15 protein-coding genes are annotated in these 16673 nt (G+C 35.3%); 5 read left to right on the top strand and 10 right to left on the bottom strand.

What is annotated here, in order from left to right:
* Positions 1 to 130: 130 nt before the first annotated feature.
* Complete coding sequence (locus tag ACTF54_RS06385) at positions 131 to 1717, bottom strand: T9SS type A sorting domain-containing protein (RefSeq protein WP_438968986.1); 1587 nt, start codon at positions 1715 to 1717, stop codon at positions 131 to 133.
* Between the two features lie 173 nt (positions 1718 to 1890).
* Positions 1891 to 4737 (bottom strand): aminomethyl-transferring glycine dehydrogenase, encoded by a 2847-nt coding sequence (gene gcvP / locus ACTF54_RS06380; protein WP_438969061.1) that lies wholly within the window; start codon positions 4735 to 4737, stop codon positions 1891 to 1893.
* A gap of 545 nt (positions 4738 to 5282) precedes the next feature.
* Here gcvP and ACTF54_RS06375 point away from each other — a divergent pair.
* A complete protein-coding gene (locus tag ACTF54_RS06375; RefSeq protein WP_438968985.1) occupies positions 5283 to 5741 on the top strand; it encodes a hypothetical protein in 459 nt (152 codons plus the stop codon).
* Between the two features lie 74 nt (positions 5742 to 5815).
* Here the strand turns inward: ACTF54_RS06375 and ACTF54_RS06370 are convergent, their stop codons facing one another.
* From ACTF54_RS06370 to purE, 5 genes are all read right to left on the bottom strand, one after another.
* On the bottom strand, positions 5816 to 6061 hold the full coding sequence (locus tag ACTF54_RS06370) for a hypothetical protein (RefSeq protein ID WP_347202387.1): 246 nt from the start codon (positions 6059 to 6061) through the stop codon (positions 5816 to 5818).
* A gap of 4 nt (positions 6062 to 6065) precedes the next feature.
* The gene (locus ACTF54_RS06365) at positions 6066 to 6629 is read right to left on the bottom strand and encodes a sigma-70 family RNA polymerase sigma factor (protein ID WP_347202386.1); all 564 of its coding nucleotides are present in this window, start codon (positions 6627 to 6629) and stop codon (positions 6066 to 6068) included.
* A 73-nt stretch (positions 6630 to 6702) separates the two neighbouring features.
* Positions 6703 to 8748, bottom strand: coding sequence for a M3 family metallopeptidase (locus ACTF54_RS06360; protein ID WP_438968984.1), 2046 nt, complete (start codon positions 8746 to 8748; stop codon positions 6703 to 6705).
* Between the two features lie 82 nt (positions 8749 to 8830).
* Positions 8831 to 9070 (bottom strand): hypothetical protein, encoded by a 240-nt coding sequence (locus ACTF54_RS06355; RefSeq protein WP_347196350.1) that lies wholly within the window; start codon positions 9068 to 9070, stop codon positions 8831 to 8833.
* Positions 9063 to 9557 carry a 5-(carboxyamino)imidazole ribonucleotide mutase gene (purE, locus tag ACTF54_RS06350; RefSeq protein WP_347196349.1) on the bottom strand — a complete coding sequence of 165 codons (495 nt, stop codon included), beginning with the start codon at positions 9555 to 9557 and terminating at the stop codon, positions 9063 to 9065. Before purE ends, ACTF54_RS06355 begins: the two co-directional genes overlap by 8 nt.
* A gap of 288 nt (positions 9558 to 9845) precedes the next feature.
* On the opposite strand from purE, the gene msrB (ACTF54_RS06345) reads away from it, so the two are divergent.
* Positions 9846 to 10376 carry a peptide-methionine (R)-S-oxide reductase MsrB gene (gene msrB, locus ACTF54_RS06345; protein ID WP_438968983.1) on the top strand — a complete coding sequence of 177 codons (531 nt, stop codon included), beginning with the start codon at positions 9846 to 9848 and terminating at the stop codon, positions 10374 to 10376.
* Positions 10377 to 10491: 115 nt separating this feature from the next.
* Positions 10492 to 10869, top strand: coding sequence for a peptide-methionine (R)-S-oxide reductase MsrB (gene msrB, locus ACTF54_RS06340; RefSeq protein ID WP_438968982.1), 378 nt, complete (start codon positions 10492 to 10494; stop codon positions 10867 to 10869).
* Positions 10870 to 11038: 169 nt separating this feature from the next.
* Here msrB (ACTF54_RS06340) and ACTF54_RS06335 read toward each other — a convergent pair whose 3' ends face one another.
* On the bottom strand, positions 11039 to 12178 hold the full coding sequence (locus ACTF54_RS06335) for a DEAD/DEAH box helicase (RefSeq protein WP_438968981.1): 1140 nt from the start codon (positions 12176 to 12178) through the stop codon (positions 11039 to 11041).
* 34 nt (positions 12179 to 12212) lie between these two features.
* Complete coding sequence (locus tag ACTF54_RS06330) at positions 12213 to 13073, bottom strand: OmpA family protein (RefSeq protein WP_438968980.1); 861 nt, start codon at positions 13071 to 13073, stop codon at positions 12213 to 12215.
* A gap of 53 nt (positions 13074 to 13126) precedes the next feature.
* Between ACTF54_RS06330 and ACTF54_RS06325 the strand changes: the two genes are divergently transcribed.
* The gene (locus ACTF54_RS06325) at positions 13127 to 13726 is read left to right on the top strand and encodes a DNA-3-methyladenine glycosylase (protein ID WP_438968979.1); all 600 of its coding nucleotides are present in this window, start codon (positions 13127 to 13129) and stop codon (positions 13724 to 13726) included.
* Positions 13727 to 13776: 50 nt separating this feature from the next.
* Here ACTF54_RS06325 and ACTF54_RS06320 read toward each other — a convergent pair whose 3' ends face one another.
* Positions 13777 to 14493 (bottom strand): class I SAM-dependent methyltransferase, encoded by a 717-nt coding sequence (locus ACTF54_RS06320; protein WP_347202384.1) that lies wholly within the window; start codon positions 14491 to 14493, stop codon positions 13777 to 13779.
* A 232-nt stretch (positions 14494 to 14725) separates the two neighbouring features.
* On the opposite strand from ACTF54_RS06320, the gene htpG reads away from it, so the two are divergent.
* Complete coding sequence (htpG, locus tag ACTF54_RS06315; RefSeq protein ID WP_438968978.1) at positions 14726 to 16615, top strand: molecular chaperone HtpG; 1890 nt, start codon at positions 14726 to 14728, stop codon at positions 16613 to 16615.
* Positions 16616 to 16673: the final 58 nt, after the last annotated feature.

The raw sequence follows: 16673 nt of genomic DNA, 5'->3' as shown, positions 1-16673 counted from the left end.
TTCCTCTTTCTTTAATAGAGAATTCTGGTTAGTATTTGTTGAAACCTCACCCTTGTTTTAATTTTGCATTGAAAGAAATCATTATTGGATCTATAATTTAGGCATCAGGGACAGTCACCTTAATTAAATTTTAGTTTTGAATAATCACTTTTTTATACAATCGACTTGCATAGGTTTTGATTTGCAATACGTATGTTCCATTAGAGAAACCTTCGATAGGAATTTGTAACTCGTCAACATTTAAATTATTTGAAGTTTTAAATACTTCTTTCCCTTGGATATCAACAAGAGTTGCTTCAAGTATTTTTTTACCTTGAATGTTTATACTTGAACTTGCTGGATTAGGGAATATTTTAATTTCTGATTGCTGATCTGAGGAAATTTCTTGTAAAGACAATACATTTCCTTGTGTATCTGTTTTTTGAAACCAAATATTCAAATGCCCATTTCTAGGATCACCCCAAACAGCATGTATTATATCATTTTCTAATTGAACAGACATAAAATCATTTCCAGAACTTGTGAGTATAGGATCATATGGAATTAATAAACTAGATAATCTAAAATTAGGCTGAAATTGAGTAGCATTAAATGGTCGGTAAGCTGCATATATTTCAGAATCAGCAGAGTAGGTTCCATCGATACCGTTTCTTCTATCTCTCCATGTGATCACTAAATCGCCATCATTATCAAAGTCTCCCCAAATTAGATCTTGCATTCTATCGTTAGAAATAGGATCGTCATTTACTCTAATTGGTGCGTTCCATGTTGTACCAGCATCAAAGGATTCTGTTAAGAATACGTCTAGGTCACCATTTGTAGTTCTCAGTCCTATAGTTGCAATGTGACTTGCGTTTGCTGGATTACTCAATAAAAGACCAGCTTTTTTAGCATCAGGGAAGTTGGTCAATGGTACAGGATTAATAATGTTGCCAACAGCTCGATGGGTAAACGTAGTTCCTGCATCATCTGAAGATGCTAAAAGTAAACGAGCAAATGGACTTTGAGTTACAACAAAAGAGGGATAACTAGCATAAAATACACCAGTACTACTTACGATAGGAGATGGCATTGGTAAATTATTTGCACTACCAGCTAACCAATTAGTTGTATCTAAGTAAGAAGTAGAAAAAGTAACACCATTATTAGTAGAAATAGAAACATAAGGATTGAAAGGAGCATTAGTGCGATTTAAGTTCATACTTGTTACATAAATGGTCCCTTGAGTACTGGCGGTGGAACGATCAATAGCCATCCATGGTCTATCTATAGGCCATTTAGTACCATCAAAAGTTGTATTTATAACACTTACTGGATTTCCCCATGAAAGGCCACCATCTAAAGATTTAACAAGGTAAACGCCTCCAGTAACCGGTGGAGTAGTTCCTGTAAAGTCTATATAACTTATAAAAACTTCTCCGTTATTATTAAAAGCTATAGATGGATCTGCAGAGGAATAACTACTCACTACATGCGGAATTAGTCCAGTATTGCTCCAGCTATTTCCAGCATCAAAACTGGTTTTAGTTTTTATTTGAAATTGATTAGCCACATTTACCCATCCCATCCATGCGACTACAATGTTATTAGAATCATTAGGGTTGATGGCTACATAAGGTTCACCATCAAAAACAGTTCCATCGGATAGGTTGGTGTTTTGAGAAAAGCTATGTAGACCAAATATCAAACATATAATTGTAGTTAGGTAAGTCTTCATGTTTTTGAATTATTTAGAAATAAATATATAAAAATCGCTAACAAAAAACCGAATCAACATAAAGCTGATTCGGTTTTTTATAGTATTGCTGTCCCGTTTAGATTATCGATAGGTACACTTATAAATTATAACTGTCTATAATAAAATCAAGTTGACAGAAATTTATTCTATCTTCAATCTAAATACTCTTCCATTGGAGCGCAAGTACACATTAAATTACGGTCACCATAAGCATCGTCTGCACGTCTTACGGTAGGCCAGAATTTATTATCACTTACATAATCTAGTGGATATGCAGCTTGTTTTCTGGTATATGGTAAATCCCAGTCATCGCTCGTGATCATTTGTAATGTGTGCGGTGCATTCTTTAAAAGATTGTTAGGCTCATCTTCTTTACATAATTTAATTTCTTCTCTTATAGAAATCATCGCATCGCAAAAACGATCCATTTCTTCTTTGGATTCAGATTCAGTAGGCTCGATCATCATCGTACCGTTTACTGGAAAAGATACCGTAGGAGCGTGGAAACCATAATCCATCAATCTTTTTGCTATGTCAACTACTTCAATTCCGTTTTCTTTAAACGGACGACAGTCTATGATCATTTCATGTGCTGCGCGGCCTTTCTCACCTGTGTAAAGACATTCAAAAGATCCTTTTAAACGTTCCTTAATATAGTTGGCATTTACAATAGCATATTCTGTAGATCGTTTCACACCATCAGCTCCTAGCATACAGATGTATCCGTAAGATATCAAACATGCCAGCGCACTACCGAAAGGTGCTGCACTAATAGGAGTAATTGCCTGATCACCACCAGTTGAGATGATAGGATTAGTAGGCAAAAACGGCACAAGTTGCGGCGCCACACAAATAGGTCCTACACCAGGTCCACCACCACCATGAGGTATGGCAAATGTTTTGTGAAGATTCAAGTGACAAACGTCTGCACCTATGTTTCCAGGATTAGTTAATCCTACTTGCGCGTTCATATTAGCACCATCCATGTAAACTTGTCCACCGTATTCATGAATAATTCCAGTGATTTCTTTAATCGCACTTTCATAAACACCATGTGTCGATGGATAAGTAACCATCAACGCACTTAAATTATCTTTATATTGTATCGCTTTTTCACGTAGATCATCTACGTCTATGTTACCATTTTCTAATGCTTTGGTAACGACTACCTTCATTCCAGCCATTACCGCGCTAGCAGGATTTGTTCCATGCGCACTAGACGGAATCAAACATATATTTCTATGTTCATCACCTCTTGAAATGTGGTAGGCACGTATCGCCATTAATCCGGCAAATTCACCTTGCGCACCAGAATTAGGTTGCAATGATGTTCCAGCAAAACCGGTACATTCATTTAACTGCAGTTCTAATTTCTTCAACATTTCTTGATAACCTTGCGCTTGATCTAATGGTACAAATGGGTGTATATTTCCCCATTGTGGATTAGAAAGTGGTAACATCTCAGCTGCTGCGTTCAATTTCATCGTACAAGACCCTAAAGCAATCATCGAGTGATTTAAGGCCAAATCTTTGCGCTCTAATTTCTTGATGTAACGCATCAATTCTGTCTCAGAATGGTAGGAATTGAAGACTTCATAGGTCATGAAATCTGTTTGACGTCCATTTCCTAAATGTTTTGTCGTTTTCTTTTCAACGTTTGTAATAGGAGAGAAGTCTTTATTCACCGCTTTCGCGAAAGCGGAAACAATATCATTCAAATCTTCTAAAGAAGTAGTTTCATTTAAAGAAACCTGAACAGTGTTAGCATCTGGATAGTAAAAATTGATCTCTAATTCTAGCGCTGCTGCTTTTACTTTATCAGCATCTACTTTAAAACTTAAAGTGTCAAAGTAATTCTCGTTAGTCTGATAAATGCCTAATTTCTCTACTGCGTCTGCTAGAGTGGCGGTTTGAGCATGTAATTTATTTGCTATAAACTTCAATCCACGAGGTCCGTGGTATACACCGTACATACCAGCCATTACAGCAAGTAAAACCTGTGCAGTACAAATATTAGACGTGGCTTTATCTCTTTTAATATGCTGCTCACGTGTTTGTAACGCCATACGTAGAGCGCGCTTTCCATCGGTATCTTTAGTGACACCTATGATACGACCTGGAATTTGTCTTTTAAATTCTTCACGTGTTGCAAAAAAGGCTGCGTGTGGTCCACCGTAACCTAGCGGAATTCCAAAACGCTGTGTGGTTCCCACAACCACATCTGCACCCCAATGGCCTGGAGCTTCTAGTAGTACTAAGGAAAGAATATCTGCCGCTACTGCAATACGTATGTTTGCTTCTTTGCACGTTTTCGCGAAAGCCGTATAATCCACCACATTTCCACTCGCACCAGGATATTGTAACAAGATTCCATAATATCCACCGTTAAGATCGATGTCCATAGGATTTCCTTCTACAAGCTCAATACCTAATGGAATAGCACGAGTTTTTAGAAGCTCTTTAGTTTGCGGTAACGTATCTTGATCTACAAAGAATTTTACTATATTTTCTTTTTTCTGCGCACGTTCACGTACAGAAAATAGCAAAGTCATCGCTTCTGCAGCGGCAGTGGACTCATCAAGTAATGAAGCATTTGAAAGCTCCATTCCTGTTAAATCGGTCACCATGGTCTGGTAGTTCAACAGCGCTTCAAGACGGCCTTGTGCAATCTCTGCCTGATAAGGCGTGTAAGCAGTATACCAACCTGGATTTTCTAGAATATTTCTTTGAATTACCGCAGGTGTGATAGGCTGGTTATATCCCAAACCTATGTAGGATCTGAATTGCTTGTTTTTGGCACCTAATTTATTAATGTGGCTTAGGAACTCAAACTCGCTCATTGCAGGATCTAATTGTAAATCTTGCTGCAAACGTATGTTTGCTGGTACGGTTTCATAAACGAGTTCATCAATAGAAGAAACTCCTATTTTTTCTAGCATGGGAGCAAGGTCTGCCTTGCGAGGTCCGATGTGTCTAAGGGCAAAACGATCTGTATTCATAGTACTTGTGTGGTCTATTTTTAAGATAATGAATTCTACTTGAATTCGTTGCAAAAGTAGTCGTTTAAGGTATTTAAACTAACAAGCGTTTGTATAAATTCAATCAATTTTTCAACCTTTTTAAGTGAGTTATTAACTATACAAGGTAAATTTGAATAATGAAGTTATTAAAAAGCATTATAGACTTTTATATACGTAGCAGTTTGCATGTGGCGGTTTGTTTTGTGGCGTTAGCCATCGTATATCTCGAGAGCTATAATCTCGGCACATATTTTGGATATTATGTGTTTTTATTTTGTTCTGCGATAGCTGGATATAATTTAATCAAATATGGTTTAATTTGGTTGAAACAGCCTTTAAAAAGTAATATTACTTTAAAAATTCTTACAGCTCTCTCATCAGCAATTGCTCTATATCTCGCAATATATTTCAGCAAATTTGCATGGTTCTTATTGATCATAGTCTGTATCATCAACTTATTATATACTTTACCTATATGGAAAGGAAATGGGCTTAGGTATAGTCCATTTTTTAAATTATTCTCTGTGGCAATAGTTTGGTCTGTGTTAGTTGTAGGTATACCTCAATTTCTCTACGTTGATACGTTTTATAGTTTTTCAAATACCGAAGAATATAGAATGTTAATGGAACCTGATAAATATTTAGATCAACATACCTTAAAAATATTTACTCTTGTTATTGCTCTTTGCATACCTTTTGAGATAAGAGATTTGAAATATGACGAAGAAAATTTACGCACATTACCTCAAGTATTAGGTGTAAAAACCTCTAAAATCATGGGGATTGTGCTTTGTGTATTCTATTTGACAATTATTGTTTACGGCAATAGTAGAGGATTACTAATTTATTCTCACGAAATAATTATGATCGTAGTTACAACAGTTGCCATCTGCTTTTCAGACAAATTCAAATCAGATTACTACGCTAGTTTTCTTGTGGAAGCCATTCCATTATTATGGTTAGGTTTGTATTACTTACTTTAAGAATATCTGGTAGATGGAAAGAAATAAAGCATAAAAAAAAGAGCTACGGAGCTCTTTTTTCATTTCATTGATTCTTATTTTTTCATAGCCTCTTTTAAAGCTTTCTTAATTAATTTCTTTTGTTCAATTCCTAAAGAAACCCACCTTAATCCTTTTAAAGTGCGTTGAAAACGTTCATTATTTTTATGAAATGAACGACATCGCAAACAATGTCCTTTATGCAATTTATGACGGAAAGCCTCTTTTGGATTGAGGTCTCCGTATTGTTCTCTTGTGCTTAAAATACTTGCTTGATCGCAATTGATAAAAAATCTACTCATTAGACTAGTTGTTCTTGTGCCATTTTTTGTTGAGACATTCCATAAGCTGCACGCGAGCTCTGTGAATGATTACCCAAAGATTGGACGCCGTGATATTATGTTCCTTACATATTGTTTCGGTTTCCAGATTATCTATGGTTTTTTGCACAAAAATAGTAGCATATCGCTCAGGTAAACAAGCAATACATTCTTCAAGAGCTTCTCCTAATTCTCTTTGCTCAATGTCATCTTCTACATTAGGGTTTCGCAAATCTGCAGCTTGTTCTTCCATCCAGTCGCCTTCTTGATCGCTGCTGGATAGGTAACTCATGCGCACTTCTGCTTTTCCTTTATTAGAATTGACTTTGCGGTAATGATCTATGATTTTACGTTTAAGAATTGAAATCAACCAAGTCCTTTCAGTAGAATTTCCTTTAAATCGATGTGCACTTTTTAAACCAGCCAGAAAAGTTTCAGATACCAAATCTTGCGCGATAATTCCATCGCTTACTCGACCTATGGTAAAATTGAAGAGGTAATCGCCGTAACGATCTACCCATTTTTCTGGTACTAATTTAACTTCTGGCACTGGTTTTAGTTTTTCTTGTTATTCTATTCTTTTCATTTACACCTTATCACTACGGTATTTTTGAATTTAATTTTTATGCCACTAATCCTGCTCTTTTTAATAATGCATCTATTTTAGGTTCGCTTCCGCGAAAGCGAGTATACAACAACATAGGATCTTCTGTTCCACCTCTTGAGAGTACATTATCCCTAAATTTCTTTGCTGTTGGTCTATCAAATATTCCATTTTCTTGAAACATTTCAAAAGCGTCTGCATCAAGAACTTCTGCCCATTTGTAACTGTAATATCCAGCGCTATAACCGCCTTGAAAAATATGTGCAAAAGATGTACTCATACAACTACTTTCTACATCTGGATATAAATCTGTCTGATCAAAAGTTTTTCTTTCATGGACTTTTACATCATTGATTGCTGTAGGATCAATTCCGTGCCAGCTCATATCCATCATTCCAAAACTCAATTGTCTTAGTGTTTGTAATCCTTCTTGAAAGTTGGCAGCTGCTTTTATTTTTTCAATATATTCTAATGGAATTACCTCATTAGTCTCATAATGTCTTGCAAAAATTTCTAGTGCTTCTTTTTCATAGCACCAGTTTTCTAAAACTTGACTAGGTAACTCAACAAAATCCCAAAAAACAGAAGTTCCTGAAAGGCTTCTATACTTTGTATCAGCCAGCATACCATGTAAAGCATGACCAAATTCATGAAATAAAGTAGTTACTTCATTAAAGGTCAGTAATGAAGGTTTTGTTGCTGTAGGTTTTGTGAAATTACATACGTTAGAAACATGTGGTCTTATGTTATGACCGTTATCATGCCACTGATTTTTAAATGATGTCATCCATGCGCCATTACGTTTTCCTTTACGTGGGAAAAAGTCTGCATAGAAGATAGAGTTTAATGTATTATCTTCATTCTTAACCACGTATGTAAGTACATCTGGATGATATTTTTCTATTTCCTGAGTTTCTTCAAAGCTCAATCCATATAAGCGACTGGCAATTTCAAAAACACCATTGATTACATTTTCCAGTTTAAAATATGGTTTTAACAACTCATCATCTAAACTAAATAATTTTTGCTTTAGTTTTTCAGAATAGTAGGCAGCATCCCATTTTTTCAATGATTCAACAGGATTTTCTGTATGATTTTGAGCAAACTCTTGCAATTGATCAAATTCTTTTTGAGCCGCTGGTTTTGCCTTTTCTAATATTTCTTGAGAGAACTGGTTGACTGTTTCTGGCGTTTTGGCCATACGTTCTTCAAGTACAAAATGAGCATGCGTTTGATAACCCAATAATTGTGCTCTTTCATATCGCAATTTTGCAATATTTAGAACATTTTCCTGATTATCATGCTCGTCTTTATAAGCCTTTGCACCAAAGGCTTTGGATAATTCCTCACGTAATTCTCTATCATCAGCATAGGTCATAAACGGAATGTAACTAGGATAATCAAGATTGAAAATAAAACCTTCTTTATCCTTTGCTTTTGCAGCCTCTGCAGCCGCTTCTTTTGCGCTTTCTGGTAATCCAGATAGTCTAGAATCATCCTCTAGATGTAGCTCATATGCATTAGTTGCTGCAAGAACATTCTCGCCAAATGACAATGTGAGTTTTGAAAGTTTACTATCAATTTCTCTTAATCGTGTTTTTTTTGCTTCACTTAAGTTAGCTCCATTTCTAGAAAAGCGTTTGTATTGTTTTTCCAGTAGCGTCTTTTGCTCTTCGGTTAAATCGATTGTAGCTCTATTTTCATAAACTGCTTTTACTCTTTTAAAAAGCTTTTCATTTAATGTAACGTCGTTACCAAATTCTGAAAGCTTAGGACTTACTTCTCTAGCAATGCGCTGAATTTCGTCATTGGTCTCGGCGCTATTTAAATTAAAGAAAATACTTGAAATACGACCCAATAATTCACCAGACTCATCAAGAGCTTCTATCGTATTTTCAAATGAAGGCTCAGCTGTATTTCCTGTGATCAAATCGATTTCTGATTGTGCAGTTTCTATCGCTTTTGCGAAAGCAGATTCATAATGCGATTCCTTGATCTGAGAAAAAGGTGCTGTATTCTGAAATGTATTAAATTCCTGTAGTAAGGGGTTGTTTTCAACGCTCATATTATTGTAAAAGTAGTGGTCGTAGATCAAATAGTTATCACAATTTTGTTAAACTTTTGATCACGAAGGTTAAACAAATAGTTTATATAAAGAAATAGCCATAGCCAAATAGTGTCACCATGAACACGCCGTGAATGATGCCTAAATAGTTGTATTCCTTTTGGGTAAATTGTCTATTAATGATAATTGCAGTGAGAAAATTAACAGCACCTGCAGTTAAAAAGTGCCATTTTTCTGAGTGTCTCAAGGTCATTTCATAACAAAACCAGATAACGGTTAGTGCAATGATAATTAGGGATGAATATTTATAAGCTTTAGACATTTTCACGCATTTGCGCTGCTGCTTTAGTAACTTTTTCTTTTAAAGTTTCTTTGTAATTGATAATTCTTGCACGCACATCTTCTTGAGTAGCTCCTATAATTTGAGCTGCGAGAATGCCAGCATTTTTTGCACCGTTAAGTGCAACAGTGGCCACAGGAACGCCACCAGGCATTTGTAGTATTGAAAGAATACTATCCCACCCATCAATAGAATTAGAAGATTTTACAGGAACTCCTATTACCGGAAGTGGTGATAAACTAGCCACCATTCCTGGTAAGTGTGCAGCGCCACCAGCACCAGCGATAATTACTGCAATCCCATTTTCATGAGCTGTATTACCGAATTCAAACATTTTTTCTGGTGTGCGGTGTGCACTTACTACATCTACTTCAATGTCAATTTCTAGTTCCTTTAGGATATCTATGGCGTCTTGCATCACAGGCAAATCGCTAGTAGAACCCATGATAATAGCTACTTTCTTATTCATAATACAAAAATAACAATATTGTATTGATTCCTAAGGATATGTTTTGACTTTAAACTTAAAATAAAATGATCCCATCACCTCAGGTAGACTGAAGTATACCGTTATGGATTTGTCTTATCCTTAGCCGTGTTTTTTCATTTAGCGTTGTGAATCCTGCTTCATATTGATTAAGAAGTCAGAATTATTGAAATTTTTCTTAACTCTTTTGTGATAGAATTGATACAATAGTTAACAGAATTGCAACACCTTAATGGGATATTACTGCTTAATTTTGCAATAAAAATACCGATGATCAAATACATAAGTATTGCATTAATTGCTTTGTTGACTATTTCATGTGGTAATACACCTAAAGAGCTAGCAATAAATTCTTCTGGAGAAGAAATACAACAAGAAAAGAAATACGAGGTAACTAAAACAGATGCCCAATGGAAAGAGCTGTTAACTGCCGAAGAATACGATGTATTACGCAAAGCAGGAACAGAGCGACCTCACACAAGTCCATTGAATAAGCAATATGCTCCTGGTACACTTATTTGTGCCGCATGTAAAGCGCCAGTGTATGAGAACGAATATAAATTTGATTCTGGAACTGGATGGCCTAGTTATGACCGTGCAATAGAAGGACAGGTTGAACGCGATGTAGATTATAAAATAGGTTATGCTCGTACAGAATTAAAATGCAACACTTGTGGATCGCACTTAGGTCATGAATTTAATGACGGGCCTAGAAAAACTACTGGAAAGCGTCATTGTATCAACGGTATCGCTTTAGACTTTGTTCCTAAAGGAGAAGAGTTACCAGCGTTAAGAAAATAAGTTTACTTTTAAGTAAGAATTTTAAAAAGCTCTTGACTCATGTGAAGAGCTTTTTGGTATTCCGCTTTCGCGAAAGCGGATTTAACAAAGACATTCATTACCTAAAAAACAAAAGATGACTGAACAAGAATATAAAGAAAAACTAACACCAGATCAATACCACATTCTGAGAGAAAAAGGAACAGAAAGACCCTTTACTGGAGAATATAATACACATTATGAAAATGGTGTTTACAGTTGTGCTGCCTGTGGTAATGAGCTGTTTAAATCTGATCAAAAGTTTGATTCTGGTTGTGGCTGGCCATCATTTGATGACGAGATAGAAGGAGCGATAGAGCGCAAAAGAGATACGACACACGGAATGATTAGAACTGAAATCATGTGTTCTAACTGTGGCAGTCATTTAGGACATGTGTTTAACGATGGTCCGACACCTACAGGAATAAGGCACTGCGTGAATAGTTTGAGTCTGGATTTTAAAAAGGATGATTAGGTGAAGTTTTAGTTTTCAATTTAGAAGTTCTTTCAGTTCGTGAGGTATTTTGAAATAGGGGAAGCCTACAGTATATAAGTATAAAAATTAAATAAAATATTTTTTTACGAATCATTAAATTTTATCTAAGTTCAAATTCAAATTCAAATTCAAGTTCAAGTTCAATTTCCTACGAATTCCATTCTGGTAGATCTTCCATCCAGATTTTTAATTTGGTTTTCTTTTGTATGACGCGTGCATGATTAGATTCTTCTTTTGTAACAAGAGAAATTGCTGTTCCGGGATTTTCTGCACGACCAGTTCTTCCTATTCTATGAATGTAATCTTTAGGAGATCGCGGCAATTCGTAATTGATCACGTAAGGAAGAAATTCAATATCAATACCACGGGAAAGAAGGTCTGTAGTTACTAGACATCTCACACCTGTCTCGGCAAAATTCTTAAAATCGGCTAGGTTTTTATTTCTGACACCTTGAGACTTTTTACCATGAATAGCTTTTGATTTAATATTATTTACATTAAGCTTATCATTAACATGATCTACTTGATAAGTAGAAGAACAGAAAATCAATACTTGTTGCATGTCGTGTTCTTCAATCAAATGTCTTAATAAAACTCCTCGTTTTTCTTCTGTAACACGATAGCCTATTTGTTTGATAAGAGAGTAATCTTGTTCTTCTTCTTCGATCTCTACAACAACAGGATCGGTCAATATTCCTTTTTGTATATTCTTAACCTCGTTGCTTAATGTAGCAGAAAATAATAAGTTTTGTTTTTTCTTAGGCAAATGATACAACACGGCATCCATTTCTTCTTTAAATCCTAGAGAAAGCATTTTGTCTGCCTCATCGAGCACTAAAATCTTACACTCCTTAACTACAACAGCATTTGCCTCTATAAGCTCGATCAATCGTCCTGGCGTTGCCACAAGAACGTCCACCGTATTCATCTTCATCATTTGAGGATTGATACTAACACCACCATAAACAGGCATGGTGATTAATGGCCTATCTAGAGCTTTTGAAAATGTTTTAATCACCTCGCTTACTTGCACTGCTAGTTCACGAGTAGGAACCATCACTAGCGCACTGATGTGTCTGTTTTTAGACTCAATGCCTTTTAACTTTTGAAGAAGTGGCAAGGAATAGGCTGCCGTTTTACCAGATCCAGTTTTAGCAATTCCTAAAACGTCTTTCCCTTTTAAAATCACAGGAATCACCTGTTCCTGTATAGGAGTAGGTTCTAATAATTGCTGATCGTTAAGAGATTTTATAAGTGCAGGATCGAGTCCTAATTTTTCAAAAGACATAAGGTTTTTTTCAATCAACAAAGGTAATCGATTTTCAAGGCATTTCTTTGTTTGCTTCTTTATCGTTTTCTCTTATTGCGGTAATGTGCAATTCTACTCTTCGATCAAAGAAATCTTCTTTCCCTGTTTTGAAATTGGCCATTTTACCTACAGTTGTAAAACGTGAAGGGTCTAATCCGTATTTGACAAAAAACCTTTTGATTTGCTCTGCTCTAGCTGTTGAAAGATTCCATTGTCCGGTATCTCTATCTAATCCAGGTTCATTTGGGCCGTTACAACATATGTGTCCTTGAATTTCTATTTCATATTTCTTATGAATCATCAATGAATTGATAATAGAATCCATAACAGGATAAGAAATTTCTCTTAATCGATGGGTTCCTGGATAAAATATTAAATTATTAAAGACTAGTTTTTCATTTACTTTTAGACTGTCTGTAAAGACATTATAAGATTGTAAAGTGTTTGTGTCTTCTTCTTTTGATTCAGTTGATGTGGCCTGATTAAAAACGATCATTACTTCTACACGTCGGTTATCTGCTCTTTGTTTTTCTTTATTAAGGCTAGAATAGAGAGGTAACTCACCTTTAGGATGTAGTTTGAACAAAGAATCAGAAATTGACTTTTTCTTAAGTATCGCTCGTTTTACACTATTTACTCTTTGGATAGCCAGTCTGATATTGTAATCTTTGCTTGCACGGTCATCGCAATAGCCTATGATAGTTATTTCTTCAATACTAGCTTCATTATAAGAATTTATTAATGAATCTAGAACGCGAATGTCTTTTTGTAAAATAGAATAGCTATCAGTTTCAAAATTTAATGAGAATTGTCTCTGAGTATCTTGGGCAAAAGAAAAGCTACATATTAATAGAAGTAAACCTATGCATTTCATAAAATCATCTTATATATAAGTGAACGTGGGAACTTGTGTTTTATTTTTAACCTATGAAACTAACGCACAGCTATTACCAACAAGAAGATGTAGTCGCATTAGCAAAAGATCTAATAGGAAAGAAAATTGTTTCTAAAATCGATGGGAAACGAACCTCTGGTATCATTACAGAAACAGAGGCTTATCGCGGTTATGATGATAAAGCCTGTCATGCGCATTTAGGCAGATTTACCGAACGTACTAAAATCATGTATGAAACAGGTGGCGTGGCTTATGTTTACTTATGTTATGGGATTCATCATTTGTTCAATATCATAACCAATACACACGATAACGCAGACGCTATTTTAATTAGAGCAGTAGAACCTATCGATGGAGTAGAGGTCATGTTAGAAAGGCGTGGAAAAGAAAAACTCGATAAAACCTTGACTTCTGGACCTGGAAATTTCAGCAAGGCTTTTGCTCTGGATAAATCTCATTATGGAGCAGATATGACTGGAGATAAAATCTGGATTGAGGATAATAAGGAGTTCCGCTTTCGCGAAAGCGAGATAACAGCAAGTAAAAGAGTAGGAATCGATTATGCCGAAGAAGATAAAGATCTGCCATGGCGATTTTATTTGAATAGTTCAAAATATGTAAGCAAGAGATAAAAATGCGTTAGAGAAAAACAAGTAATGCGCCTGTTTAATTTTCTAAAGATTTAAATAGATAACCTAGCTAGATAATCATGATATTTTCCTTCTTGAACCAGCTCTACCTTAAAACCAGCTTTTAAAGCGTAAGTTTTTAAAAGTTCAAAATCCATGTATAACCAATCAAATGGTTCTGATTCCATTGCTTTGTATTGAAGTGAAAATGTAACCTCTCCATAATATTCCTTTGTAGAATCAACCCAAAGTCCATCGTCGTCATCTTCTTCATAAAGAAACTTTAAATCAGAACTGTCTATTAAAATCTGCCCGTTATTATTCAATAGTTTTTTGAGTTTTTCTAGACCATTAGAAACGTTTTGTAATGAGGAGAATATTCCCGTACCATTCATTAATAGGAGTAGTGTGTCATATTTACCCTTATGGTTCCAGACACTGTCATGAATCACCTTGCTGCTATTTGGTAGTCTAGAGGTCAACACTTCACAAGCACCTTTACTTTGGTCCAAAGCAATTACTTCTAATCCTTTTTCTAGTAAATACAAGCTATGAATACCTGCGCCAGCACCTATGTCAAGTGTTTTTCCGCTTGCTAATGCCAGTGCTTTTTTTTCTAATACCGGCATTTCTTCAAATGATCTAAAAAGATAAGGCAATGGCATGACATCATCTTCCATTATGGTACTTAAAACGATAATGTCTTCGGTATAATTTCCTTTATGATAATCTAGTAATGCTTTACCATAAAGGTCTGAATCTATATCCACAAAGTTGTTTTTTGTAAAATTAAATCATTCAAAAGTGAAATGTGATTTTTTTAAGTTATTAAAATTTAAGATGACTTGTTTTATGACTTTACGTCTGTTTTTAGCACAACATATTGCCAGCTTGTCACAATATTTTAATTGGTACAAGGCTTGAAATGGTGGATTTGTTATTGATAATCCTGCTTTCGCGAAAGCGGAACATTTATAAACCTAAATAGAATAAATAATTATTATGTCACAACAAGGAAAGATTAATGTAGCGGTAGAGAATATCTTCCCGCTTATTAAGAAGTTTTTATACAGCGATCACGAGATCTTTTTGAGAGAACTGGTTTCTAACGCTACAGATGCCACTCTTAAATTACAGCACCTCGCAAGAATAGGAGAGGCTAGTGTAGAATTAGGAGATCAACAAATTGAGATCAAAATTGATAAAGAAGCAAAAACACTTCATATCATCGATCAAGGTTTAGGAATGACAGAAGATGAGGTGCAGAAGTATATCAACGAAGTTGCTTTTTCTGGTGCTGAAGAGTTTCTAGAAAAATACCAAGACACAGCAAAGGATAGTGGTATTATAGGTCATTTTGGTCTTGGATTCTATTCTGCTTTCATGGTAGCAAATAAAGTAGATATCATTACAAAATCTTTTAAAGATGCTCCAGCAGTACACTGGTATTGTGATGGTTCTCCTAATTATACGATAGAGCCTAGTGATAAACAAAATTTTGGTACAGAGATCGTTCTTCATATATCTGATGACGAGACAGAGTTTTTAGAAGAATCTCGTATCACCGAATTATTGAACAAGTACAACAAGTTCATGCCAGTGCCTATTAAATTTGGTACCAAAACAGAAACACTTGAAAAGCCAGAAGGAGCTAAGGAGGAAGATCCAGCACCTACTCAAGAACTAGATAATATCATCAATAATCCTTCTCCAGCATGGACTAAGCAACCTACTGAATTAGAAGATAAAGATTACAAGAACTTCTATCGCGAGTTGTATCCTATGCAATTTGAGGAGCCTTTGTTTAACATTCACTTGAATGTAGATTATCCTTTTAACTTAACGGGAATATTATACTTCCCAAAAATGACACAAGATTTAAATGTACAAAAGGATCGCATCCAGTTGTATCAAAATCAAGTGTATGTAACGGATAATGTAGAAGGAATCGTACCAGAATTCTTAACCATGTTACGTGGTGTGATAGATTCTCCAGATATTCCTTTAAACGTTTCTCGCTCTTATTTACAGGCAGATGGTGCTGTAAAGAAAATATCTAGTTACATAACTCGTAAAGTAGCAGATAAATTAAAGAGTCTTTTCAATGATGATCGTAAAGGCTTTGAAGAGAAATGGAACGATATCAAAATTGTTATCGAATACGGAATGTTAAGCGAGGACAAGTTCTTTGAGAAAGCAGATAAGTTTGCACTTTATCCTACGGTTGATGGTTCTTATTTCTTGTGGGATGAATTGATTGAAAAAATCAAGCCGTCGCAAACAGATAAAGATGGTAAAACAGTTGTTCTTTATGCTTCTAATAAAGAAACACAACATTCTTACATCGCTGCAGCAAAAGCAAAAGGATATGAGGTACTGTTATTAGATTCTCCTATTATCTCTCACTTAATGCAAAAGCTAGAATCTTCTAAAGAGAACATTTCTTTTGTTAGAGTAGATGCTGAGCATGTAGATAATTTAATTAAGAAAGAAGAAGAACAAATTTCTAAATTGTCTGTCGAAGAGAAAGAAACACTTCAAAAAGCAATTACAGAAACAATAGCAGATTCTACTTATACCGTTCAAGTAGAAGCGATGAGTAGTGATGCAGCACCATTTATGATCACTCAGCCAGAATTTATGCGTCGTATGAAAGAGATGCAAGCGACTGGCGGCGGCGGCATGATGATGATGGGAGCAATGCCAGATATGTACAACCTAGTCGTAAATGGGAATAATGATCTAGTGCAAACTATCTTCAATGAAAAAGATGAGGCAAAGAAAGCAGGATTGATCCAGCAAGGTGTTGATCTAGCCAAATTATCTCAAGGATTATTAAAAGGAGAGAAGTTGACAGAGTTTGTAAACCGTAGTTATGGTTTGATCAAGTAAAGTTACTTTTATTCTAATACATCAAAAGAGCCTATCGCGAGAAAGGCTCTTTTTTATT

It is taken from the genome of Nonlabens sp., assembly GCF_965657255.1.
Taxonomy (GTDB): domain Bacteria; phylum Bacteroidota; class Bacteroidia; order Flavobacteriales; family Flavobacteriaceae; genus Nonlabens.
Note: the sequence above shows the minus strand (reverse complement) of the source record. Positions and strands in the feature narration are given on the sequence as shown.